The following is a 23,594-nucleotide window of genomic DNA, read 5'->3' as shown; positions in this document are numbered from 1 at the left end:
GGGGCTTGAGATGATTGAGGTCGTGCTGAATGTGTTGGGCGTGGTGGGGCTTTGGCTGGCGGTTGAATACTGCCTGAAGCACCAGACGACAGAGAGTCTGGATGAAGCCAGTTTGATTCCGTTTGCCGATGACCCGGAGGTGGCGCGGCGGGTGGAATTGGCGACGGGCAAGAGTGTGAAGGCGGTGGCGCCGGAAGAAGCGAAGCCGGGTTGGGGCAACCTCGAAATTTGACGCAATGCCGATCAATGTGGGAGCGAGCTTGCTCGCGATGGCGGTGTAACAGTCAACATAGATGTTGGATGTTATGGCCTCATCGCGAGCAAGCTCGCTCCCACAGGGTTTTGTGCTAGCCCAGAACGATCAGCTGCGTTCGCGGGGAATCAGGCTCTGCAACTGCTGCGCCAAAAAGTTCGCATCGAACGCAAATGTATCTGGGTCTTTCAAGCCATTGGTCTTGCGCCATTGCCAGCTACTGGACGGCGGCAGGCACACCAGCGAAATGCTGCCGTAGCGCGCGGCCGTCAGGCCCATCACGGCCAGTGAAATCTGACCACCGGCACCCATCACATCCGGCACAAACTCCACCGGTTTACCGGCGATCACAATGGACAGCTTCTCGGTCTTGAAGGTCGACGTTTCGACGGGAACGCTCGGCCCCGAGGCGACATAGGCCTCGCGGCTCACCTCCAGCAAATTTGGCGCCTGGACCGGTTCCAGCCATTGCTGGATCTGATCGAACAGTTCACCAATGCGCGTCGCCCACACGGCCGATTGCGACTCGAACAGTTGCTTCTTGTGCGCTTCGCTTTCTGCGTAATGGCGAAGCATCTCACCCAGTTGCTGTACGTCGTCCATTGCGGTGTTCCTTTGTTGAAGCGGTGCTGCGGACTTTGAGCATGGCAGATGCGCGCTGCCGGCGTACGACTAAAAGCGTGAACGGTATTGGCTGGGGGTCATGGCCAGGTATTTGCGAAAGGCGCTGCCCATGTGGGACTGGTGGGCGAAGCCGGCGTCCAGGGCGATATCGGCCAGGGACAGGTCGGTGTGTTCGATCATCCGGCGTGCCGCCTGAAGCCGCACTTCAACGAGGTAAGCGTGGGGTGTCAGACCGATGGCCCGGGTGAAGTCGCGCAGAAAGCGCAGCTCGTTTTGTCCGTAGGTGACGGCCAATTGTTCCAGGGTCAGGGGTTCGTGGAACTGCTCGGCGATCTGGTCCAGCACTCGGGTGAAAACCTTGGGCGTGACACGTTGCGCGGTATTGGCCTTCGGGTTCATCAAACCAACGAATTCCACCGCCCTTTGCTCAAGCGCCAGTCTGTCCGTCTGCGGAGCGAGCAACAGACGCCGCAGTTCCCGGCCCAGCATCAGCGCGCGGCGATTACCGGAAGACTGCACACGGTGGTCAACCGCGGGTAAATGCTGATGGGCCAACGGCTCGTCCAGACGCATCAGCAGGTATTCGCCACCGCTGGCCGACTCGGAAAACACTTCCACGCCGACCGGGGTGTAAGCCAGCACGCCAGGCAAGGTATCGAAATCCACCCGGTGATCCGAATCGATGGCGTGCACACCTTGTTGGCGTTCCAGTGTCACCCCAAGGGTTTGCCACTGCACAGGATCACGCGCGCTGTAAGCCGCCCGGGGTAAAAGCTGCAAGCAGAGCCTGCCGCCCAGCAGCTCCTGGCTCAGCACCGTTGGCATGTGAAATTTCCTGATAGATCGCTATGAAGAGCCACGGGTACTCTCAAATAAGGGCATGCTCGAACACAGGGTTGCCATCAACAGGAGCACGACATGCGCACCATCGGCCTTATCGGCGGCATGAGCTGGGAGTCCAGCGCCGAATATTACCGTATCATCAATCAGCAGGTGCGCGACCGGCTCGGGCCGTTGCGTTCGGCGAAATTGCTAATGTACAGCGTCGACTTCGGGCCTGTCGAACAGGCCCAGCACGCCGGGCGCTGGGACGATGCCGCGGCGATTCTGGTGGATGCGGCGCAACGGCTGCAGGCGGGTGGTGCCGATTGCGTGGTGCTGTGCACCAACACCATGCACAAAGTGGCCGGGCAGATTCAGGCAGCGATCAGCATTCCGTTCCTGCACATCGCCGACCCGGCCGGTCAGGCTGCCGTCGAGGCTGGCGCACTGAAGATTGGATTGCTCGGCACAGCGTTCACCATGGAGCAGGACTTCCTCAAGGAACGCCTGACTTCAATGGGGCTGACCGTACTGGTGCCGGAGGCCGATGAACGTCAGGCCGTCCACCGGATCATCTATGACGAGTTGTGCGTCGGGGTGGTCAGCGAGGCGTCACGCAAGGTCTATCAGCAGGCCATCGAATCGCTGACCCGACGTGGCGCCCAGGCCATCATCCTCGGCTGCACGGAAATCGGCCTGCTGATCAAACCCGAGGACAGCGCCCTGCCCTTGCTCGACACCACCGAACTGCATGCTCAAGCGGCGGTAGCGTTCGCGTTGGGCGAGTGACTCAACCGGCCTTGAGCGTGCGACGCAGGCGCGCCATGCTCAAGGCATCCACCAGCACGCCGTCACGCACGGCGTAGTCGCGAAACAGCCCTTCGGTGTCGAAGCCGAACTTGCGATACAGCCCGATGGCGGCTTCGTTGTCGGCGTAAACCGAAAGCTCGACCCGTTGCAGGTTCATCCAGTTGTCGGCGATGTCCAGCGCTGCCGCCAGCAGTTTCGAGCCAATGCCCTTGCCCTGCCAGGCCACCGCGACGCCCATGCCGAGATTGCCGGCATGGCTGCGGCGGATCCGTGAAAACTGCTCCAGGCCAATATTGCCGATGACAGTCCCTTGATGCAGCGCCACCAGCTGCACCACACGCTCGTTGTCCGACTCCAGGCGCTTGCGCCAGACTTCGGGAGACTGAAACGGCATTTGCAGCACCTGACGGGTAATGGCCGGGTCGTTGTAGAGCGCGGTAATGCCGTCGATGTGGGATTCGTTGAAACGTTCGAGGGAAATGACAGCGTCGGTGGCGGGCATGGGTGATTCATCCTTGATACAGACATGGCCGCCCACTCTATACCGCCTACTTCCGATATGGCGAGAACCCATGTGGGAGCGAGCTTGGTCCGGGCGGCGATCCGACGATGGGGTCATCACATTCAACATTGATGTCGACTGCCCGGCCGCTATCGCGAGCAAGCTCGCTCCCACATTTTGGACAGTGTTCAGCCTTCGAACCACTCTCGGCGCTCAGTGAAAGTGTTCTGGATCAGTTCGACGATCATCTGCACCTGAGCTGAACCCTCGGACTCAGCATTGACCGCCATCCACACCTGGCGCTGCATCGGTTGACTGAACAGCCCCGGCAACTCAATAAGGCCGCGGTCGAAGCGGCTGATGTAGCCGGGCAGCAGGCCAATGCAGGCACTGCAACGGATCATCTCCAGCATCAGTTCATAGGAATGCAACTGCACCACCCCGGCCAGACGCTGGTCTACGAGGGTATTCCACGGCCGGAAACAGTCGACCTGACGGTCATGCTGCCATTGCACCAGCAGGAAATCCGCCAGGTCATCGAGGCTGTCAGGGCGGGACGCGACCCGTGAATAACGTTTGGCGATATGGGGCAGATAGTCGAGCCGTGCCAGTCGCTGGGGCTCGCTGACAGCAAAACTCGGGCCTGGCAGCGGCGAATCGGTACCGGCCAGCCACAGCACCACATCGGCACTGACCGCTTGCAGGGAGAGTTCGCTGTCCAGGGTGATGATGTCCAGGCGAACGCTGGCGTTGCGCCGCAACAAGGCAACCAGATCACGACCGAGAATGTCATGCAGGATCGATTCGGCGACGGCCAGGCGAATCAACGGCTGCTCGATCACCGGCAAGTCGCGCTCATGGGCCAGGGCAATCAACTGCGATTGCAGCTGCAATCCGTCACGACTGAGGGCAACGCCATTCTCTGAGTGGTTGAATAGCGAACACTGCAGTTGCGCTTCAAGCTGCGCCAATTGTTTGCGCAGCTGGGTGGCCTTGATGTTGAGACTGCGGGCTGCTTGCATGAAACAGCCGCAACGGGCACTGACCCGAAAGGACTGCGCCAGCACCGGATCGACCCCTGCCGCCAGTGCGCGCCAGGATGCGGTTTTCTCTACGGGTGAGCGGTACTTGGCAACTTGCTGGCGATCTGTGGTTTCCATAAATTGCATCGCTGACTCCCAGTCGATCTGTCCTTGAAGCCTCATCCTGCGCAGCGTTTATGAACCTGACGTGACACTCGGAGCGGAAAATCGATTCAGCCTCCAGGGGTTTGCCGAAAACTCACCGCCAGTCGATTCCAGCTGTTGATGGTGGTGACGGCGATGGTCAGGTCGACCATCTCGCCTTCGTTGAACTGCTCCCGCGCCAGCGCGTAGACCTCGTCCGGCACATGGTTTTCAGAGAGCAAGGTGACGGCTTCGGTCCAGGCCAGCGCCGCACGTTCTCGCGGGTTGAAGAAGCCGCTGTCGCGCCAGACCACGATCGAATACAACCGACGGTCAGTCTCGCCGAGACGCCGGGCATCTACCGAGTGCATGTCGGTGCAGAAGGCGCAGCCATTGAGTTGCGAGGCACGGATCTTGATCAAGTGCAGCAAGGCCGGCTCGATGCTGAGATTGCTGGTCAAGGCCTCCATGGCAATCATCGCTTTCATCGCTTTGGGCGATGCGCTGTAGTAATCCAGGCGGACGTTCATGGAGTGTCCTCGTTGATCGAGTGTGTGCCCCCCAAGGTAGGCGTTGATACGCCGGCGTTACAGATCCAATTCTGCGAAATACCCGTGGACCACTCAGGCACCAGACCAATCGGAGGTTTTTCGCCCACGCAACTTTTGCGCGGGCGCTCATGCGGGTAATCTGGCGCGACGCACACGCGCATTAATCGCCCCAGGGAGCCTCGCCGGTATGGAACTTCACGTTGTCATCAACGGCCGCAAGGACCTGGCAGGCCAGTTGTACAACCAACTGCGCAGCGCCATCGAATCCGGTCGACTGGCAGCAGGGACGCAGCTCCCGCCCAGTCGTTTACTCGCTGAACAACTGGGCATTTCCCGCAAGACCATTTCCGACACCTACACGCAACTGACCTACGAAAACTTCCTCACCGGGGTCATTGGCAAAGGCACCTACGTCAACGCCCGACCGGCGAAAGTCACCCGTAAACAGAGCCATTCGGAGCTGGCCAGTGCCGAGGTCATCGAGTCCTGGCGCAACCTGCCGGTGTTCCTGCGCCATCCGACGCTGGAAGGCTCGTTGCGCTACGACTTCATCGGCGGCGCCACCAGCAAGGGCCAGTTCCCCCAGGATGACTGGCGGCGCTGCACCGCTCACGCCTTGCGCCAGATCGCCGCGTCCAAGGGCTTCTACAGCCTGCCCGAAGGCCTGCCGGCGCTGCGCAACGCGATCGCCCGGCACATCGCGTTTTCTCGCGGGGTCAATTGCCAGGACGAAGACGTGGTGGTGTGCAACGGCGCGCAACAGGCGCTGGACCTGATCTCCCGGGTGCTCACGCGTCCCGGCAGCATTGTCGCCATGGAAGACCCCGGCTATCCGCCCGCACGCCTATTGTTCGGTACCCACGGCGCCACGGTGATCGGCGTCCCGGTGGATGCCGAAGGTATTCAGGTGGACAAGATCCCCCTTGGCACCCGCCTGATTTACGTCACTCCGTCTCACCAGTTCCCGCTCGGCATGCCGATGAGCCAGGCGCGCCGGGTGGCGCTGCTGGAGCGGGCCCATGAGTTGGGCGCGATCATCATCGAGGACGATTACGACAGCGAATTCCGCTACGAAGGCCGGCCTACCGACTCGCTGCAAAGCATGGACGAACGCGGCATCGTCGCTTACGTCGGGACCTTTTCAAAAACCCTGCTGCCGGAGCTGCGCTTGGGTTATGCGATCCTGCCGCCAGCGATTCTCGAAGCGGTCATTCGCGCCAAGCAGCTCACCGATCTGCACACTTCCACCCTGCCCCAATGGGCGCTGGCCAAGTTCATTGCCGAAGGCTGTCTGCTCAAGCACATCCGGCGCTGCCATACGATCTATGCCGGGCGTCGTGAGCGGATCCTCGAGCGCATGGCCGGCGACCTTTCACCGTGGCTCGAGGCGGTCCCGACCACCGCCGGGTTCCACATGGTGGTTATGTGCAAAGTGTCTATCGATATTCCATTGGTGATCGAACTGGCGAAAAAGGTCGAAGTCGGGGTGTATCCCATCGACAGCTTTTTCTATCAGCAAGCGCCGCAGTCCGGGCTTTTCCTGGGGTTTGGCGCCATTGAAACCCTGGACATCGACATCGCCCTGGACCGCCTGCGGGACATTTTGCAGCAGGTCGCCTGACGGATTGGTCTGCGTTTTTATCCCGCGATTGGCTATTGGTGGTCCGGGGATGCGGGCCTATCCTGCATAAGCGTTATCCCTCAATGAGCAGGATTCGTCCGGCCTGATTCAGGAGTGTGAGCAATGTCCAACGAAGTGATCAATACCGTTAAGGTGCAGGCCGCCGCCGGCCGCTCGGACGAACTGGGCAAGCAACTGCAAAAAATTGTCGACACCCTGCGCGAACTACCGGGCTGCGATTCCTATATGGTCGACCGCTGCCCCGAGGACGACAACCGCTGGACTGTCAGCGCCCGCTGGCAATCGGAAGCGGCCATGCAAATGCATTTCAACTGCCCTGAAGTACAAGGCTTTATCGGCCTGATCGACAGCCGTCTGGCCAACAGCGTCGACTTCAACAGCTTCCCTATCGTTTAGAAATTAGGTCGCCGCCTTCGGCTACTCCTACAGGGCAATGGGTACCCCTGCAGAAGTAGCTGGAGGCGGCGATCTTGTTTTTCAACGCGCATGATTGGTCCCCTCGCCTTCACGAGAATTGGCTGTTTGATTGGCCTTGGCCGAGACTTACTGTGGTCCCTGACGACTAACCAAGCAGGTGATACCCATGAAAGCCTTCCGCTACTGTGCTGCGCCCCTCGCCGCCCTCGCCCTGACCGTTTCCGCCGCGGCATTCGCCCACGACCCTTCGGAAAAAGTCACCATTCTGCAGGACGAAATGCTGCAAAACGTGCCGGGCAAAAAAGCATTGATGATCGAAGTCGACTACAAGCCCGGCCAATCGTCCATCGCCCACAAGCACGAGGGCACGGCCATGGCCTACGTCCTTTCGGGCTCGATCATTTCTCAAGTGAAGGGTCAAAAAGCGATCACCTACAAGGCCGGCGAATTCTGGTACGAACCGGCGGGATCGGAGCATTTGGTCTCGAAAAATGCCAGCGCCACCAAACCTGCCAAACTCTTGGTGTTTATGGTGTTAGCACCCGACGAAAAAGTATTGATCCCTTTGGAAAACTGATAGCTGTTGCGCCAGCCATAAATAAACAGGCTCGAATTAAGCATTCGGGCCTTTTTATTTCCCGGCGTAATTAACCGGGGCCTTTTAAACCAAACAAAACTATTAGTCACCTGACAAGTGCGGTGATTGGCCATTTCATTCAGTGAAGAGAGGTTTAGTCTGGAATCTCCGCCGACTGTGGCCGACCTATTAACTTTCCGACTCAAGTTGTTTCACGGGAGAAACACCATGAAACTTGCACTTGTCAGCACATTGACGATAACGGTTCTTTTAGCAGGCTGTTCAATACCCACTGCACCGAAGGCTGTTTCTTCGCTCGACGGCATCTTCACCGAGCCGGTGGGCCGCAGCAGCGCCACACATGTCACCAATGGCAGCAACGTGTCCCTGGGTATCGTGTACAGCCGCAACACTCAGGCCAACCGCGCCTACCTTCAGGACTATCAGGCCAACGCCGGCACCGGTTTCGGCCAGAGTCTGCTGGTGCAGCCGATCCACGACGCCTACGTCGCCACCTCCAAACCGGACCTTGCGGTGGACTGGATCAAAGCATCCTTGCAACGTCAGTTTGGCTCGGTGACGGTGTATCCAGACATGCAAAGTCTCAGGGCCGCTAAACCGGACGTGGTCGCCATTGTCGACACGCGCAGTCAATTGATGACATCGCGCAGTTCGGATATCAGCGCAAATGTCAGCGCAGCGTTCTACGACACCAACTTCAACTACATCGGCACTGCACAAGGGCATGACGCTAAAGAGCTGAGTCCAGTTTGGGCGGACTATAAACGCAGCGAAGAGATAGTTGCCGACATTAACGAACAACAGAATGTGCAAGTTCGGGCCTTGCAGAAGTTTGACCAGTCGCTCAGTAATTTATTGACCAGACCGACAGATAAAGTGTCGATGATCGATATCACAGCAGGTCAGAAGTTGTATTAAGGCGAATGGCCCCATCGCGAGCAAGCTCGGCTCCCACAGGGGTGGTGTTGGATACATAACATGCACACGCCACAAAACCTGTGGGAGCCGAGCTTGCTCGCGATGGGGCCCGACCAGACAGCACAAAACCTTCAGACAAAAAAAAGCCCCGCAACTCTCATTGCGGGGCTTCTTCATTCAGCGCCTGATCAGGCAGCTGGCTCCAACTCAGCGCTGGCAGTGACAGCTGCAGCAGTAGTAGCCACTACCGCTTGACCGCTCAACGCCAGATCCAGCAACTCACGGTTGGCCACCGCATACATGGCGTAATCAGTGCCGCTGGCGGCACGGATTTCTACCAGCATGGCGCGCCAGCGTTCGATCATGCCTTCGTGCTCTTCCATCCACAGCTCCAGACGGGTTTCCACGTCCTGAGTGCCGTCGCCCTGTTGCAGGACGGAGATGGTGATCGCACGTTGCTGCCAGTCGACGTCATCGCGGAACGCTTCACGGGCCAGGGCCTGCCAGTTGTTTTCAACCGGCAGAGCGCTGATCTGTTGCAGGTACCAGGTGATGTCCAGCGCGCTGCCAACAGCGAAGTAAGCCTTCGCCACGTCAGCTGCGTTCTGACCGGTCACGTCGGACGCTTCGATGATCGGCAGCAAGGTGTACAGGTGAGTGGTGCCTGCAACCATGCGCGCCAGCAACTCAGGAACGCCAGCCGCGACGTAAGCCTGATAGCGGGTCTGCCAGCCTTCGCGGGTCGGGCCTTCCAGCAGTTCGTCGAGCTTGAGGCCCAGCGCTGCCAGATGTGGACCGAAGTGCGCGACGTCACGGGCAGCATTCTGCTCGTTGCGACGGCTGCGCAGGAACCAGCGCGTAGCGCGACGGCCCAGACGCATCAGCTCATCCATCAGCTCCAGTTGCACGTCAGCGGAAACCTGGTAGTCCAGAGCTTCGATCTGACGGAACCAGTGCGGGAGATGGAAGATGTCACGCACGATCACGTAAGCACCGGCCACGTTCGCCGGGCTCATGCCGGTCGACTCTTTGAGTCGTTGAACGAAGGTGATGCCCATGTGGTTGACCAGATCGTTAGCGATCTGGGTGCTGACGATCTCACGCTTCAGACGGTGACGGCGCATGGCGTCGGAGAACTTGCTCACCAGGGTCGGCGGGAAAGCGGTTTCCATGTCGCGCGTCAGGTAGTCGTCGTCCGGCACCTGAGAATTGAGCAGCGCTTCCTTGAGGTCGATCTTGCTGTAGGAGATCAGCACCGACAGCTCTGCACGGGTCAGGCCATGGCCTTCCGCGAGGCGTTCGTTGATCGCTTCTTCAGACGGCAAGAACTCGATGGCGCGATCCAGCTTGCCGCGGCCTTCCAGATCGTTCATCAGACGTTTGTATTCGGCAATCCGCACGAAGGCACGGCGTGCCGCCAGGGACAGGGCCTGAGTCTGCTTGTAGTTGTTGCCGAGCACCAGGTTGCCGACTTCGTCGGTCATGCTCGCCAGCAACTGGTTACGCTGCTTGTCAGTCATGTCACCGGCATGAACCACTTCGTTCAGCAGGATCTTGATGTTCACTTCGTGGTCGGAGCAGTCCACACCACCGGCGTTGTCGATGAAGTCGGTGTTGGAACCGCCGCCATTGAGGCCGAATTCGACACGACCCAGCTGGGTCATACCGAGGTTACCGCCCTCGCCCACGACTTTGCAGCGCAGTTCGTTGCCGTTCACGCGCAGTGCATCGTTGGCCTTGTCGCCGACATCGGCGTGGCTTTCGCTGCTGGCTTTGACGTAAGTACCGATACCGCCGTTCCACAACAGATCCACCGGTGCCTTGAGCAAGGCATTCAGCAGTTCGGTCGGGGTCAGCTTGTCAGCCTGAATGTCGAAGCGCTCTTTCATCTGCGGGGAAATCGCGATGCTTTTCGCGCTACGGGAGAAGATCCCGCCGCCTTCGGACATGATGCTGGTGTCGTAATCCGACCAGGCCGAACGCGGCAGGTCGAACAGGCGCTGACGCTCGGCGAAGCTGTTGGCAGGCTCCGGGTTCGGGTCGATGAAGATGTGCAGGTGGTTGAACGCTGCGACCAGTTGCAGCTTGTCGGACATCAACAAGCCGTTACCGAACACGTCACCGGCCATGTCGCCGACGCCGACCACCGTGATGTTGTCTTCCTGAACATTGATGCCGCGTTCGCGGAAGTGACGTTGAACGCCAACCCACGCGCCCTTGGCGGTGATGCCCATTTTCTTGTGGTCGTAACCGGCCGAGCCGCCCGATGCGAACGCGTCGCCGAGCCAGAAGCCGTAGTCGATGGCGATACCGTTGGCGATGTCGGAGAAGGTTGCAGTGCCCTTGTCCGCTGCCACCACCAGGTACGGGTCATCGTCGTCATGACGCACGACGTTGGCCGGCGGTACCAGCGCGCCGTCTTTCAGGTTGTCGGTGATGTCCAACAGACCCGAGATGAAGATGCGGTAGCAGGCGATGCCCTCGGCCGCGATCTCGTCTCGACCGCCACCCAGTGGCAGGCGACGCGGCAGGAAGCCGCCCTTGGCGCCCACCGGCACGATGACCGAGTTCTTCACTTGCTGGGCTTTTACCAGGCCCAGGACTTCGGTGCGGTAGTCTTCTTCACGATCGGACCAGCGCAGACCACCGCGAGCAACGTTGCCGAAGCGCAGGTGCACGCCTTCGACGCGTGGCGAGTAAACGAAGATTTCGAACTTCGGTACTGGCTTCGGCAGCTCTGGAATCTGGTGCGGGTTGAACTTGAAGCTGAAGTAGGACTTGTTCTGACCGTGCGCGTCGGTCTGGTAGAAGTTGGTCCGCAGGGTGGCCTTGATCAGGTCCAGGTAGCGACGCAGGATACGGTCTTCGTTCAACACTTGGACGTCGTCCAGTGCGCTCAGAATCGCGTGTTCCAGACGTTGCTGCTTGTCTTCCAGATCGTCAGTACCGAGCTTGCGGGCCAGGTAGAAACGGGTTTTGAACAACCGGGTCAACTCGCGAGCGATGTCGGTGTGGTTGTTCAGGGTGCTGGCGATGTAACCCAGGTCGAAGCCCAGGCGAATCTGCTTCATGTAACGGGCGTAGGCACGCAGCAGCGCGACATCGCGCCATGGCAGGCCGGCGGTCAGCACCAGACGGTTGAACGCATCATTCTCGGCTTCGCCGCGCACGATGTGGACGAACGCGTCCTGCAAGGTGTCGTTGAGTTGCTGGATGTCGAGTTCCAGGCCTTCAGCGGCAGTGAACGCGAAATCGTGAATCCAGAACTCGCGGCCATTGTTGTGACGCAGGCGATACGGGAATTCACCCAGCACGCGCAGGCCGAGGTTTTCCAGGATCGGCAACACGTCGGACAACGCCAGCGGCGTATCGGCGTGATACAGCTTGCAGTGCAGCTCGCGTTGACCGGATACCTGACCCAGTGGCTGATAGAAGCTCATCACCAGCGGATTGGATTCTTTCAGGCTCAGCAGGTGCTGCATGTCGACCACAGCCGAATGCGCGGCGAAACGCTCGCGGTAACCGGCCGGGAAGCCTTTCGGGAAGTCGGCCAACACGTTGGTGCCGTGGGCTTCGCCGAAGCTTTCGACGACCAGACTCGCGTAGTCGTCCTGCCAGCTGCGGCAGGCTTGCACCACTTCTTTTTCCAGCAGAACCGGGTCGATATCCAGACGGTTCTTCGGATCGACGCGCAGAATCAGCTGCACGCGGGCCAGCACGGACTCGGAGAAGAAGGTCCAGAACTCACAGTCCGAGGCTTTCAGGCGATCCATCAGCACTTGCTGGATCTTCTGGCGCACTTCGGTGGAGTAGATGTCGCGCGGCACGTAGGCCAGGCAGTAGCAGAAACGACCATACGGGTCTTTGCGCAGGAACACGCGAATCTTGTTGCGTTCCTGGATCTGCACGATCGACATCACGGTGGTAAACAGCTCGTCCACCGGGGTCTGGAACAGGTCGTCGCGCGGCAGCACTTCAACCACCTGAGCCAGTTCCTTGCCCAAGTGAGCCTTGGCCTGGAAGCCGGAGCGGCGTTCGATTTCTTCGACCTTGCGGCGGATGTACGGGATGACCCGCACGCTCTCGCCATACACCGAGGAGGTGTACAGGCCCATGAAACGGCATTCCTTGATGACGTTGCCGTCGGCGTCGATTTCACGGATCGACACGTAATCCGGGTAAGCCGGACGGTGTACACGGCTTGGGTGCGCAGCCTTGGCGAACGACAGCAGGGTCGGTTCGCGCAGGTAGTTCACGGCGTAGTCTTCGATGCGCAGGTCATCGTAGGTCAGGCCGGTGCGCAGCAATTTGGTCAGGCCGAGGAAGGAATCCTGGTCGTAGACGATGTGGCCGCCGTCGGTTTCATCGCGAACCACGAACTCTTCATAGCCCAGGAAGGTGAAGTGGTTGCCCACCAGCCATTCCAGGAAGCTTTTGATTTCGGCTTTTTCTTGCGGATCAACCTTGAACTGGCTGTTGTCCAGGCCGGTGAGGATCTCCTGGACCTTGGCTTTCATCGGCTCGAAATCGGCGACCGCAACGCGGACTTCACCGAGAACCTGTTCCAGTTCCTTGCTCAGGACATTCAGTTCGGCCGCGTTGGCGCAACGGTCGATTTCCAGGTACATCAACGACTCTTGCAGAACGTCGTCGCCCTGGGTGCCTTTCGGCAGGATTTCCAGCAGCTCGCCCTTGCTGCCGCGACGCACGCTCAGCACAGTGGTTTGCAGGGTATGGATGCTGTAGCCGCGACGGTTCAGCTCGGTGCGTACCGAGTCCACCAGAAATGGCAGGTCGTGGTGCAGCACTTCGACCGCGGTGTGGGTCGACTGCCAGCCGTGGCGTTCGTAATCGGGGTTGTAGACGCGCACTTGCGGTTGCGCGTGATCGAAGCGCTCAAGCAGGCGCCACGCAGAAAGGGTGCAGCCGGCGAGGTCGGACAACCGACGCTGGGTCAGCTCGTCCAGGGAAATGATGCCGAAAAATTGTTCCGCGAACAGCGCCACTTGTGGCAGTGCCTGTTCACTGATGTGCTGGGCCAGTGCCGCTTTCAGTTGGTGCTGGAAGTCGGCTTTGCTGGCTGCGGTGAAGAACGCCATCTGTGGTACTCCGCTTGGGCTTGTTATTGATGGAAGCGTCGCGTGCAAAACCCCTTTCGGGGCGATCCGTCACCCTGTTCCTGATTCTCGGGCAGAGGAAACAGGATGACAGGTGGGTGAAGCTGGACGAGACACTCAGGTCACATTCACCTTCCATGAATGGGCATCTGCAAAAACGACTGGGCAAGGTGCAGCGCAATGCCTTTACAGGTGCTCATCCGTTGCGCAGCTTAACCAGTGCGGCAAGCCCCGTGCTTGCAGCGCTGCGACATATTCGGTCATCGGTACGCAGCTTGCGCCTTGTGCATCGAACAACACTAGCAGCCGCACGGCAAAACGGGGGGTTTAAGCCCGGTTTTGCGGCACATCCGTACCAGAAATGACCAGCAACACCCCAGATGTTCACGACACATCCTCTGACAACCAGGCGAGCAGAAATTCCCGTCTGCTGGCAGAATCGCCCTTTGTTCGTCTTCACAATGCTCGTCGAGCCAGGAATTTCCCATGCAAATGACCACCGCCCTCTTGATCGTCAACCCGTGCGATGACGAAGAAGACAACATGGCCATGCTCTGCTGCCACAGCGATCAGGGCGATATGTTCCTGATGACCCGCTACCCGGACGAGGACGCGCTGGACATCACCCTCGACGGCGAGCCTTCGACGCTGGACGGCGTAAAAGTCACCCTCAGCCCTACCCGCCTGCTGATCGAAATCGCCGCCGCTGACGCCGATGCGCTGAATGGTGATGATTCGCTGGAAATCATTCACAGCACTGATGCGGCGGATTTGGCTGAAGTGGAAGAAACGCTGCAGAACATCCTCAAAGGCACTGGTACCTATATCAGCCAGCTCTAAGCCTCGGATTCTCGAGTGTCTTAACTGGCCCCATCGCAAGCAAGCTCGCTCCCACATTTGATCGCATTTTCATGAAACAACTCGGTCACCTGTGGGAGCGAGCTTGCTCGCGATGAGGCCCGAAAGAACACCACCACCCTTTGAGTCCTACAAAATTCAAACAATTTCGCCGGTCAATTCCCGCACTTTGCACAAAATGCCGTTAGTCGCCGCCCCCCGCGATAGATTAAAGTAGCGCCCCCAGCCCTGGCGTTATTCGAACGTCTTCGGTCACCCTTTCCAGGAACAGTCATCGATGGAACATCGTGAAGCGCTGCTAGCGCTGCGAACCTTTCTTTCAACGCAGATTCTCGGCCAGGAAAAACTCATCGAGCGCTTGCTCATCGCCTTGCTTGCCGACGGCCATATGCTGGTCGAGGGCGCTCCGGGCCTGGCCAAGACCAAGGCCATCAAAGAACTTGCCGAAGGCATCGAAGCACAGTTCCATCGCATCCAGTTCACCCCTGACCTGCTGCCCGCCGACATCACCGGTACGGAAATCTATCGCCCGGAAACCGGCAGCTTCGTGTTCCAGCAAGGCCCGATCTTCCACAACCTGGTGCTGGCGGACGAAATCAACCGCGCCCCAGCCAAGGTTCAGTCCGCCCTGCTCGAAGCCATGGGCGAACGCCAGGTCAGCGTCGGGCGCAGCACGTATGAGCTGTCGCCGCTGTTTTTGGTGATGGCAACGCAAAACCCGATCGAGCAGGAAGGCACCTATCCACTGCCCGAAGCGCAGCTCGACCGTTTCCTGATGCACGTGAAAATCGGTTTTCCGGACGCCGCCGTCGAACGTCGGATCCTGCAACAGGCCCGTGGCGAAGCGTTGAATGGCGAAACCAAGCCCGAGCGCCGGGTCAGTCAGCAGGCGATTTTTGCCGCGCGCAAGGAAATCCTCGGCTTGTACATGGCCGACGCCGTGGAGGAATACCTGGTGCAACTGGTCATGGCCACGCGCACCCCGGCCAAGTTCGATCCGGAGATGGCCGAGTGGATCGCCTATGGCGCCAGCCCGCGCGGCTCGATTGCCCTCGACCGTTGCGCCCGGGCCCACGCCTGGCTGGCCGGTCGCGACTTCGTCAGCCCGGAAGACATTCAGGCGGTGCTGTTCGACGTACTGCGCCACCGCATCATTCTTTCCTTTGAAGCCGAAGCCGCGGGCATCGACCAGGACCGGGTGGTCCAGCGGATTCTCGACGTCGTAGCCGTCGCTTGACCTCGATGAACGTCATCCTGCCGCCCGAGCCGGGCATCCGTGTCAGCCTCGCCGAGCTGATCGAGATGCGCCATCGCGTGCGTGAAGTGCAACTGTTTTCCACTCCGAGCCAGCGCAGCCCGCTGATCGGCTTGCACCACTCCAAACTGCGCGGGCGCGGGGTGGACTTCGATCAGGTGCGGGTCTATCAGGCCGGCGATGACGTGCGAAGCATCGACTGGCGGGTTACCGCACGGACCCAGGAACCCCACACCAAACTGTTCCATGAAGAGCGCGAGCGGCCGATTTTCATCATGGTCGAGCAAAGTCGCCGACTGTTTTTCGGCTCGGGGCTGATGTTCAAATCGGTGCTCGCCGCCCAGGCCGCGAGCCTGATCGGCTGGGCCGCACTGGGTCATAACGATCGGGTCGGCGGACTGGTGTTCGGCAACAACGAACACTATGAAATCAAGCCACGACGCAGCAAACAGAGCCTGCTGCAGTTGCTCAACCGTCTGGTGCGGGTCAATCAGTCGCTGCACACGGAAAACGAGCCGGACCGGGACGCCTTCAACATTGCCCTGCGCCGTGCCCGGGAAGTCCTGCGCCCCGGCAGTCTGGTGATCATAATCTGCGACGAACGCACCTTGTCCGATGGCGCCGAGCAACAGCTGAGCCTGTTGTCGCGGCATTGCGATCTATTGCTGCTGCCGGTGTCCGATCCACTGGATCACGCCTTGCCCGCCGCCGGGCTTTTACGCTTCGCCGAACGCGGTGCGCAACTGGAACTCGACACGCTGAATTTCGAGTTGCGCCAGACCTATCGCGCCCAGGCCGAAGCGCGTATCGCTCGCTGGGAACTGCTGGCGCAGAAGCTGCGGGTACTGCTGATGCCCCTGAGCACCCAGAGCGAGATGGTCGAACAACTGCGCGAGTACCTGAACCCACAGAAACCGGGGAAAGGCCGATGAGCAGCCTCGATCAACTGCAACCGCTGATCTCCCCGCCACCGATTGAGTTCTGGCCACCGGCACCGGGCTGGTGGCTGTTGCTGTTGTTACTGCCTCTGATCGGTTTCGGTCTGTGGAAGGCCAGGCACTTCTTTGCGAAAAAAGGCCCTATCGTGCGCGCCGAACAACCGCTGGACCCGGTGCGCCTTGCCGCGCTGGCCGAACTGGCGCGGATGCCCAAACCCTACGACGGCGCTCCGGCCGGTGCCTGGTTGCAGCAACTCAACGGCTTGCTCAAACGCCTGTGCCGCAACCACTACCCCTACAGCCAGAGCCATACCCTCAATGGGCGAAAATGGCTGGCATTCCTCGACAATCGTTGCCCGGCTGCCGGCCTGACCCGCTGGATGGTGCTGGTCGAAGGCGCCTACAAACCCGAATGCAAACTCGACGACAAGGCCATCGCCGGCCTAACTCAAGCGGTCGACACCTGGATTCGTAAACATGTTTGAGTTCGCCTGGCCGTGGATCTTTGCCCTGCTGCCGCTGCCCTGGCTGATGCGCATCGTGCTGCCTGTCGCCGACAGTGGCGAACCGGCGCTCAAAGTCAGCTTCCTCGGCGACCTCGAAGGCCTGGTCCGTCGCCGCGCCCGGGCCAACCTGCCGGCCTGGCGTCAACAGGCACCGTTCATTCTGCTGTGGCTGTTGTTACTGATCGCCGCGGCGCGCCCGCAATGGCTTGGCGAACCGCTGCCCATCGCCGCCAGCGGTCGCGATCTGCTGGTAGCGGTGGACGTGTCCGGTTCGATGGATTTCCCCGACATGCAATGGCAGGACGAAGACGTCAGTCGACTCACACTGGTTCAGCACTTGCTCGGTGACTTCCTTGAAAGTCGCGATGGCGATCGCGTCGGCCTGATCCTCTTCGGCAGCCAGGCCTATCTGCAAGCACCGCTGACGTTCGACCGACACACCGTGCGCGTGTGGCTCGACGAAGCGCGGATCGGCATCGCCGGCAAAAACACCGCCATCGGCGATGCCATCGGCCTGGCCCTCAAACGCCTGCGCCAACGCCCGGCACAAAGTCGCGTACTGATTCTGGTCACTGACGGCGCCAACAACGGTGGCCAAATCGACCCGCTCACGGCTGCGCGGCTGGCAGCCAGCGAAGGCGTGAAAATCTACCCGATCGGTATCGGCGCCGATCCGGAGGAAAGCGGCACTTTGGGTTTCCTTGGGGTCAACCCGAGCCTCGACCTCGATGAACCCTCCTTGATGGCGATCGCCGAAGCCACGGGCGGCCAGTATTTTCGCGCCCACGATGACAAGGAACTGCAAGCGATCAAGGACACCCTCGACAAACTGGAACCGGTGACCCAGCAACCGACTCAGGCCCGCCCGGCTCAGGCGTTGTACCACTGGCCTTTGGCAATGGCGTTGCTATTGAGCATGCTGTTGGTGGTTCGCGAGCGCTGGCCAGACAACCCGTTGCGGCGACTGTTTACCAAGGATCTGTTTTTGCAATCGCAACTGCCCGACTGGCGCCAGCGGCTTAAACGCCTGCGTCTGCGGAGGCGCCGATGAGTGCGCTCTGGCCGTACTTGTTCCGCCCCTGGTGGTTGCTGTTGTTGCCATTGCTTGGCTGGTTGCTCTGGCAACTCTGGCATCGGCAGAAACGCGCCGGGCGCTGGCAGATGATTCTGCCCCCGGCCTTCCATGCGGCGTTGCTCAGTGGTGGCAATGGTCGCGACAGCAAATTGCCATGGGTCATCCTGGGATGTGCCTGGGTGCTGACCGTTCTGGCGCTGCTCGGGCCGAGCTGGGAACGTGTCGAGCAAGCCAGCCAGAAACCCGCCGACCCGCTGGTGGTGATCCTTGAGCTGACCCCGGAAATGCTCGCCACCGACGTACCACCCAACCGGCTGGAACAGGCCCGGCGCAAGCTGTTCGACCTGCTGGAGAACCGCAGCGACGCCCAGACTGCGATTGTCGTCTACTCCGGCAGCGCTCACACGCTGGTGCCCCTTTCGGATGACCTGTCGACCAGCCGCAATCTATTGGATGCCCTCAAGCCTTCGCTGATGCCCCAAGCAGGACATCGCGCCGATCTGGCGGTGACCAAGGCCCTTGCCCTGCTGGAACAGGGCGCCCTCGGTGACGGGCGGATCCTGCTGATCGGTTCGACCTTGACCGAACTGGAACACCAGGGGATTCAGCAGGCGCTGGACGGCAAGTCGACAGAATTTCTGATGCTCGGTATCGGCACTGCCGAAGGCGCACCGATCACCCAGGAGGACGGCAGTTTTCTGAAGGACGACCAAGGCGCGATTCTGGTGCCACATCTGGACGAACCAGGCCTGAAAGCCTTTGCCAACGACCTGAACGGAAGCTATCGCCACGCGCGCCTGGACGATGCCGACCTGCGCGCCCTCGGCTTGCTCGACGGTCCACGCGCGCTGCGCAACGACGGCCAGACCCTGCGCCTCGATTCGTGGGCCGATCAGGGTTACTGGCTGCTGTTGCCGTTGCTGCTGCTGGCGGCGTGCGCCGGTCGTCGCGGCTGGCTGTTCTGCTTGCCACTGCTGTTTTTGCTGCCACAACCGAGTTATGCCTTCGACTTCAACGATTTGTGGTTGCGACCCGACCAACAGGGGCTGATCTTGCTGAAGCAGAAGCGCCCGGCCGAGGCTGCGCAGCATTTCGAAGATCGACAATGGCAAGGTGTCGCGCTCTACGAGGCCGGCGACTACAGCGGCGCCGCCCAGCGGTTCGCCGAAGGCAGCGACGCCCACGCCCACTACAATCGTGGCAACGCCCTGGCCAAAAGCGGTGAGCTGGAGGCCGCGCTGGATGCCTACGAACAGGCGCTGGAGCGTCAACCCGATTTGCGTCCGGCCCTGACCAACAAGGCGCTGGTGGAAAGTCTGCTCAAGCAGAAAAACACTCCGCCGCCCGTTGCACCGGACAAGAACGCCGGCAACGAGACCGAGCCCTCTACGCAAGAACCGCCGCCGGGCGCGGCCACGCAACCGTCGGATAAGGGCGAACCGAAAACCGACGGCCAACAAACCACGACGGACTCCGACCAACAGAGCAAAACGCCGTCGAAACCCGGCACCAATGAAGTCCCGGGCAGCGAGCTGGGGAATGAAGACAGCACCCGACCACCGATGCGTCCGGCCAGCGACAGCATTGACGGTGAACAGCGCCAGGCGCTGGAGCAATGGCTGCGCAAGATCCCGGATGATCCGGGCGAATTGCTCAGGCGCAAATTCTGGTACGAACAGCAACAACATCAGGATCAGGGAAAAACTCGATGACCCGCTTCACCACTTTCTTGCTCGCACTGTTGCTCTGGACTGTTCAGGCCCAGGCTGCGGGGCTGGTCGCCAGTGTCGATCGCAGTCACCTGAACAGCGGCGAGACGGTTGAACTGACCCTCGAATCCAACGACGTGACACAGTTCGGCAAGCCTGATCTGGCACCGCTGGAGCCGCTGTTCGAAGTGCGTGGCACCCGTCAGGTCAACCAGTTGACCACCCTGAATGGCGACAACCGTGCGACCACCCGATGGATCATCACCCTGCTGCCTCGGCAGAACGGCAGCGTGGTTATTCCGTCACTGCAACTGGGTGACGTGCAGAGCCAGCCAATCACCGTGCAAGTGGTCGAAACCGAAACCCAGGACAGCCCGACCAAGCGAGCCCCGGTGTTCATCGACGCCAGCCTCGATCAAAACAGCGTGTACGTGCAAGCCCAGGCGATCCTGACCTTGCGCATCTACCATTCGGTGTCGCTGTACGACGACAGCAGCCTGCCCCCTTTGCAAATCCCCGATGTGCGCATCGAGCAACTGGGCGAGGCGCGCACCTACGAGAAAGACATCAATGGCCTGCGCCACGGCGTGATCGAGATGCGCTACGCGATCTACCCGCAACACAGCGGTGAGTTGGTCATTCCGCCGCAGATATTCAATGCCGCACTGGTGGACGCACAGCCTGCCAAGGACTCCGCCGCCCAAGCACCGAAATCCGGCAAATTGATGCGGGTCAGCTCCGCCGAGATTCTGCTGACGGTCAAAGCCAAACCCGTCACCTACCCGGCCGACATACCATGGCTGCCGGCCCGTAGCCTCAGCCTGAGCGAAAGCTGGAACCCGGAACCGGATCATGCGCAGGTGGGTGATTCGTTGACCCGCAGCCTGACGGTGAAGGCTGAAGGCCTGGACAGTTCGCAATTGCCACCACTGCCTGGCACCGACGTCAACGGCTTGCGGCGCTACCCGGATCAACCGGTGCTGGGCAACCAGAACAGCGAACGAGGCCTTATCGGCAGTCGCGAAGACCGTGAAGCCCTGGTGCCGACGCGTAGCGGCGCAATCGAGTTGCCAGCGGTTGAAGTGATCTGGTGGAACACCTTCGAGGACCACCTGGATCACAGCAGCCTGCCGGCCCGAACCCTGCCAGTGGCGAACAATCCAAGCCTGATGGTCGACACCCCGGCCGGCACGCCTCAAGTCTTTTCCGCGGCCGACAACGAAGCCCTCTGGTGGTGGAAACTCAGCACCCTGGTCCTGGCCTGCACCACCCTGCTGGGCTTCGGTCTCTGGTGGCGCGCCCGCTGGCAACCGGCGATCCTGCGCGCGGCGCAGACCGGCCCGAGCCCGCGTACCGTGCTCGACGATCTCAAGCGCGCCTGCCAGGCCAACGACTCCCACGCCACCCGCCAGGCCCTCGACGCCTGGGCCCGGCAACAACCGGAAACCCTGGCCGATATGGCGGCGCGTTTTGTGCCGTTGTCCGACGCCCTCGACGGCTTGAACGGCGCGCTCTACAGCGAAACCGGCCAGCATTGGCAAGGTGACGATCTGTGGCGGGCGATCAAGGCAATTCCGATTGCCGAGCGGGTTCAGGACCCGGTTGGCGACAGCGGCCTGCCACCGCTCTACCCCAAATAACCACCGTCGCCGCATTCCCTGTAGCAGCTGGCGTAGCCTGCGTTCGGCTGCGCAGCAGTCGTAAATCCTGCTTACACGGTTTGTCTGATACACCGCGTGTGCTGATTTTGCGACTGCTTCGCAGCCGAACGCAGGCTTCGCCAGCTGCTACAAAGAGTGCTTGGCCCACATCCAGCGTGTTTAGGTGAAGATCTGTGGCGGGCGATCAAGGCGATTCCGATTGCCGAGCGGGTTCAGGATCCGGTCGGCGACAGTGGCCTGCCACCGCTCTACCCCAAATAACCACCGTCGCCGCATCCCCTGTAGCAGCTGGCGAAGCCTGCGTTCGGCTGCGCAGCAGTCGTAAATCCTGCTTACACGGTTTGTCTGATACACCGCGTGTGCTGATTTTGCGACTGCTTCGCAGCCGAACACAGGCTTCGCCAGCTGCTACAAAGAGTGCTTGGCCCACATCCAGCGTGTTTAGGTGAAGATCTGTGGCGGGCGATCAAGGCGATTCCGATTGCCGAGCGGGTTCAGGATCCGGTCGGCGACAGTGGCCTGCCACCGCTTTATCCGAAGTAACGGTCCCTAGCTGTTGAGATGGAACTCGGTGTCCAGATGGATGGCCTGTAAAAAAGCGCTGTCGTGAGAGACCACGATCAATGCCCCTTGGTACTGATTGAGCATCTGCTCCAGTGCAATTTTACTGGGTAAGTCCAAATGGTTGTCCGGCTCATCCAGCAACAACAATTGTGGTGGCCGCTGGGCATACAACTGCGCAGCCAACGCTATTTTCAGACGTTCGCCGCCGCTCAACTGACAGGTCTTGAGCGTCGCTCGATCCGCATCAATACCCATCTGCGCCAACCGGGTTCGCGCCTCGGCTTCGGGCAACTCCGGATTACTCTCGTAGAGCCATTGCGCCGCCGTGCGTTCGGAGTACTGCAATCCGGCGTGTTGATCCAGCCAGCCAACATGGCAACTGCGGATGAGTTCGCCTTCGCGTACCGGCAGTTGGCCGGCGATCACTCGCAACAGGGTCGACTTGCCGCTGCCGTTCGCTCCCAGGATTGCCATGCGCATAGGCCCCGTCAGCGTCAGATTGACCGGCGCCGCGTAACCGAACGGGAGAATGACGTCGTTTAGCTGCACAATCAGCTTGCCATTGGGCACGACGCTTTCCGGAGACAACATCATGCGTTGAATGTCCGGCGCACACCGCGCACGGGCCTCGGCGATACGTTGTTGTTGCTGCTCCCGGGCCACCTGTTGATTGAGGCGCAATTTACCCTGACTGTTTTCACTGCGCTCTTTCTGCGCATTGGTGATCAGTTTGGTTTGATTGCCGTCGCGGGCCTGACGGTCGCCGCGCGCATTACGCCGTTGCTGACGTTCCATCTGCACGGCCATCTCACGTTGTTCGCGCTTGGCCTGCGCCCGTTCCCCTTGCAATGCCGACTGGAACGACTGCTGTTCTTGCTCACGTGCCGCCGCATACTGACTGTAGTTACCGCCATAAACCGTCAGCCCCAAGGGTGAAAGCTCGACAATTTCGTCCACGTGCTCCAGAAGCCCCCGGTCGTGGCTGATCAACACCAGGCCGTTGGGCCAACGATCGATCTGCTGCGATAACTTGTGCTGCTGATCAATATCCAGGTGGTTGCTGGGCTCATCCAGAATGAGCCAGTCGGCTCTGGATAACCACGCCCCCAGCAGCGCCACCCGTTGCCGTTCGCCACCACTGAGTGCGTCAGTGCGCGCGTCGACATTCAAATGACCCAGGCCGATCTGCTGCAGCTCCGCCTCAAGGCGGGTGGCGCAATCCCATTGATCGACCGCCAGCGCATGATCCTCATCGTCGACGCTGCCCTGAGCAATGCGATCCAGCGCCGCCAGAATAGGGGCGACACCGGCCAGCGCGGCAACGCTGGGATAGCGCTCGGGTTCCAGTAACTGCGCCACGGCATAAACTCGGCCTTCGCGACGGACGATGCCGCTGGTGGGCAGTTGCTCCCCCGTCAGGAGCCGGCCAAGCAAGGACTTGCCACAGCCATTGGCGCCCACGATGCCGGTGGCCCTGGTATTGAAGGTGTGGTTCAAGTGATCGAACAGAACGCGCCCGTCGGGCAGGTTGAACGACACTTGGTCAAGTTGGAGTAACCGTTGAGTCATGACGCCTCCTTAAACATTAAAACTCCCTGATGCTGCACA

20 protein-coding genes are annotated in these 23,594 nt (G+C 60.4%); 13 read left to right on the top strand and 7 right to left on the bottom strand.

The window, feature by feature from the left end; all coding sequences use genetic code 11:
- Positions 1–10: 10 nt before the first annotated feature.
- Positions 11–232 (top strand): cbb3-type cytochrome c oxidase subunit 3, encoded by a 222-nt coding sequence (locus ACA079_RS14575; protein ID WP_497704060.1) that lies wholly within the window; start codon positions 11–13, stop codon positions 230–232.
- Between the two features lie 129 nt (positions 233–361).
- Here the strand turns inward: ACA079_RS14575 and ACA079_RS14570 are convergent, their stop codons facing one another.
- Together ACA079_RS14570 and ACA079_RS14565 are read right to left on the bottom strand one after the other, a co-directional pair.
- Positions 362–856: a hypothetical protein gene (locus ACA079_RS14570; protein WP_046046933.1), complete on the bottom strand. Its 495-nt coding sequence runs from the start codon at positions 854–856 to the stop codon at positions 362–364.
- Between the two features lie 69 nt (positions 857–925).
- Positions 926–1,702, bottom strand: coding sequence for a helix-turn-helix domain-containing protein (locus ACA079_RS14565; RefSeq protein ID WP_497704059.1), 777 nt, complete (start codon positions 1,700–1,702; stop codon positions 926–928).
- A gap of 93 nt (positions 1,703–1,795) precedes the next feature.
- On the opposite strand from ACA079_RS14565, the gene ACA079_RS14560 reads away from it, so the two are divergent.
- Positions 1,796–2,488: an aspartate/glutamate racemase family protein gene (locus tag ACA079_RS14560; protein WP_497704058.1), complete on the top strand. Its 693-nt coding sequence runs from the start codon at positions 1,796–1,798 to the stop codon at positions 2,486–2,488.
- A gap of 1 nt (position 2,489) precedes the next feature.
- Here the strand turns inward: ACA079_RS14560 and ACA079_RS14555 are convergent, their stop codons facing one another.
- The 3 genes from ACA079_RS14555 to ACA079_RS14545 all read right to left on the bottom strand — a co-directional run bounded on the left by ACA079_RS14555 (position 2,490) and on the right by ACA079_RS14545 (position 4,707).
- Positions 2,490–3,011 (bottom strand): GNAT family N-acetyltransferase, encoded by a 522-nt coding sequence (locus ACA079_RS14555; RefSeq protein WP_497704057.1) that lies wholly within the window; start codon positions 3,009–3,011, stop codon positions 2,490–2,492.
- A 188-nt stretch (positions 3,012–3,199) separates the two neighbouring features.
- On the bottom strand, positions 3,200–4,180 hold the full coding sequence (locus tag ACA079_RS14550; protein ID WP_497704056.1) for a LysR family transcriptional regulator: 981 nt from the start codon (positions 4,178–4,180) through the stop codon (positions 3,200–3,202).
- Positions 4,181–4,266: 86 nt separating this feature from the next.
- Positions 4,267–4,707 carry a carboxymuconolactone decarboxylase family protein gene (locus ACA079_RS14545; RefSeq protein WP_497704055.1) on the bottom strand — a complete coding sequence of 147 codons (441 nt, stop codon included), beginning with the start codon at positions 4,705–4,707 and terminating at the stop codon, positions 4,267–4,269.
- Between the two features lie 208 nt (positions 4,708–4,915).
- Between ACA079_RS14545 and pdxR the strand changes: the two genes are divergently transcribed.
- The 4 genes from pdxR (at position 4,916) to ACA079_RS14525 (ending at position 8,303) form a co-directional block, all read left to right on the top strand.
- Positions 4,916–6,349: a MocR-like pyridoxine biosynthesis transcription factor PdxR gene (gene pdxR / locus ACA079_RS14540; RefSeq protein WP_497704054.1), complete on the top strand. Its 1,434-nt coding sequence runs from the start codon at positions 4,916–4,918 to the stop codon at positions 6,347–6,349.
- A 123-nt stretch (positions 6,350–6,472) separates the two neighbouring features.
- Positions 6,473–6,766, top strand: coding sequence for a putative quinol monooxygenase (locus ACA079_RS14535; RefSeq protein WP_008150809.1), 294 nt, complete (start codon positions 6,473–6,475; stop codon positions 6,764–6,766).
- A gap of 187 nt (positions 6,767–6,953) precedes the next feature.
- Positions 6,954–7,364 carry a cupin domain-containing protein gene (locus ACA079_RS14530; protein WP_497704053.1) on the top strand — a complete coding sequence of 137 codons (411 nt, stop codon included), beginning with the start codon at positions 6,954–6,956 and terminating at the stop codon, positions 7,362–7,364.
- Positions 7,365–7,592: 228 nt separating this feature from the next.
- Positions 7,593–8,303, top strand: coding sequence for an ATPase (locus ACA079_RS14525; RefSeq protein WP_497704052.1), 711 nt, complete (start codon positions 7,593–7,595; stop codon positions 8,301–8,303).
- Positions 8,304–8,491: 188 nt separating this feature from the next.
- On the opposite strand, the gene ACA079_RS14520 is transcribed toward ACA079_RS14525, so the two are convergent.
- Entirely contained in the window at positions 8,492–13,402 is a 4,911-nt protein-coding gene (locus ACA079_RS14520) for an NAD-glutamate dehydrogenase (RefSeq protein WP_497704051.1), read from the bottom strand.
- Between the two features lie 504 nt (positions 13,403–13,906).
- Here ACA079_RS14520 and ACA079_RS14515 point away from each other — a divergent pair.
- The 7 genes from ACA079_RS14515 (at position 13,907) to ACA079_RS14485 (ending at position 21,401) form a co-directional block, all read left to right on the top strand.
- Positions 13,907–14,260 (top strand): hypothetical protein, encoded by a 354-nt coding sequence (locus ACA079_RS14515; protein ID WP_129443838.1) that lies wholly within the window; start codon positions 13,907–13,909, stop codon positions 14,258–14,260.
- A gap of 295 nt (positions 14,261–14,555) precedes the next feature.
- The gene (locus ACA079_RS14510; protein ID WP_008150800.1) at positions 14,556–15,515 is read left to right on the top strand and encodes an AAA family ATPase; all 960 of its coding nucleotides are present in this window, start codon (positions 14,556–14,558) and stop codon (positions 15,513–15,515) included.
- Positions 15,516–15,520: 5 nt separating this feature from the next.
- Positions 15,521–16,465 (top strand): DUF58 domain-containing protein, encoded by a 945-nt coding sequence (locus ACA079_RS14505; protein ID WP_497704050.1) that lies wholly within the window; start codon positions 15,521–15,523, stop codon positions 16,463–16,465.
- Positions 16,462–16,956 (top strand): DUF4381 domain-containing protein, encoded by a 495-nt coding sequence (locus ACA079_RS14500; RefSeq protein WP_415768820.1) that lies wholly within the window; start codon positions 16,462–16,464, stop codon positions 16,954–16,956. The genes ACA079_RS14505 and ACA079_RS14500 overlap by 4 nt, the downstream gene beginning before the upstream one ends.
- Positions 16,949–18,028 (top strand): vWA domain-containing protein, encoded by a 1,080-nt coding sequence (locus tag ACA079_RS14495; protein WP_497704049.1) that lies wholly within the window; start codon positions 16,949–16,951, stop codon positions 18,026–18,028. Before ACA079_RS14500 ends, ACA079_RS14495 begins: the two co-directional genes overlap by 8 nt.
- Positions 18,025–19,764 (top strand): tetratricopeptide repeat protein, encoded by a 1,740-nt coding sequence (locus ACA079_RS14490; protein ID WP_497704048.1) that lies wholly within the window; start codon positions 18,025–18,027, stop codon positions 19,762–19,764. Before ACA079_RS14495 ends, ACA079_RS14490 begins: the two co-directional genes overlap by 4 nt.
- Positions 19,761–21,401, top strand: a complete 1,641-nt coding sequence (locus ACA079_RS14485; RefSeq protein WP_497704047.1) for a BatD family protein — start codon at positions 19,761–19,763, stop codon at positions 21,399–21,401. The genes ACA079_RS14490 and ACA079_RS14485 overlap by 4 nt, the downstream gene beginning before the upstream one ends.
- 570 nt (positions 21,402–21,971) lie before the next feature.
- Here ACA079_RS14485 and ACA079_RS14480 read toward each other — a convergent pair.
- The gene (locus ACA079_RS14480; RefSeq protein ID WP_497704046.1) at positions 21,972–23,555 is read right to left on the bottom strand and encodes an ABC-F family ATP-binding cassette domain-containing protein; all 1,584 of its coding nucleotides are present in this window, start codon (positions 23,553–23,555) and stop codon (positions 21,972–21,974) included.
- Positions 23,556–23,594 lie beyond the last annotated feature (39 nt).

It is taken from the genome of Pseudomonas sp. LBUM1645, from assembly GCF_059716185.1.
This window is presented reverse-complemented; position numbering and strand designations above follow the sequence as displayed.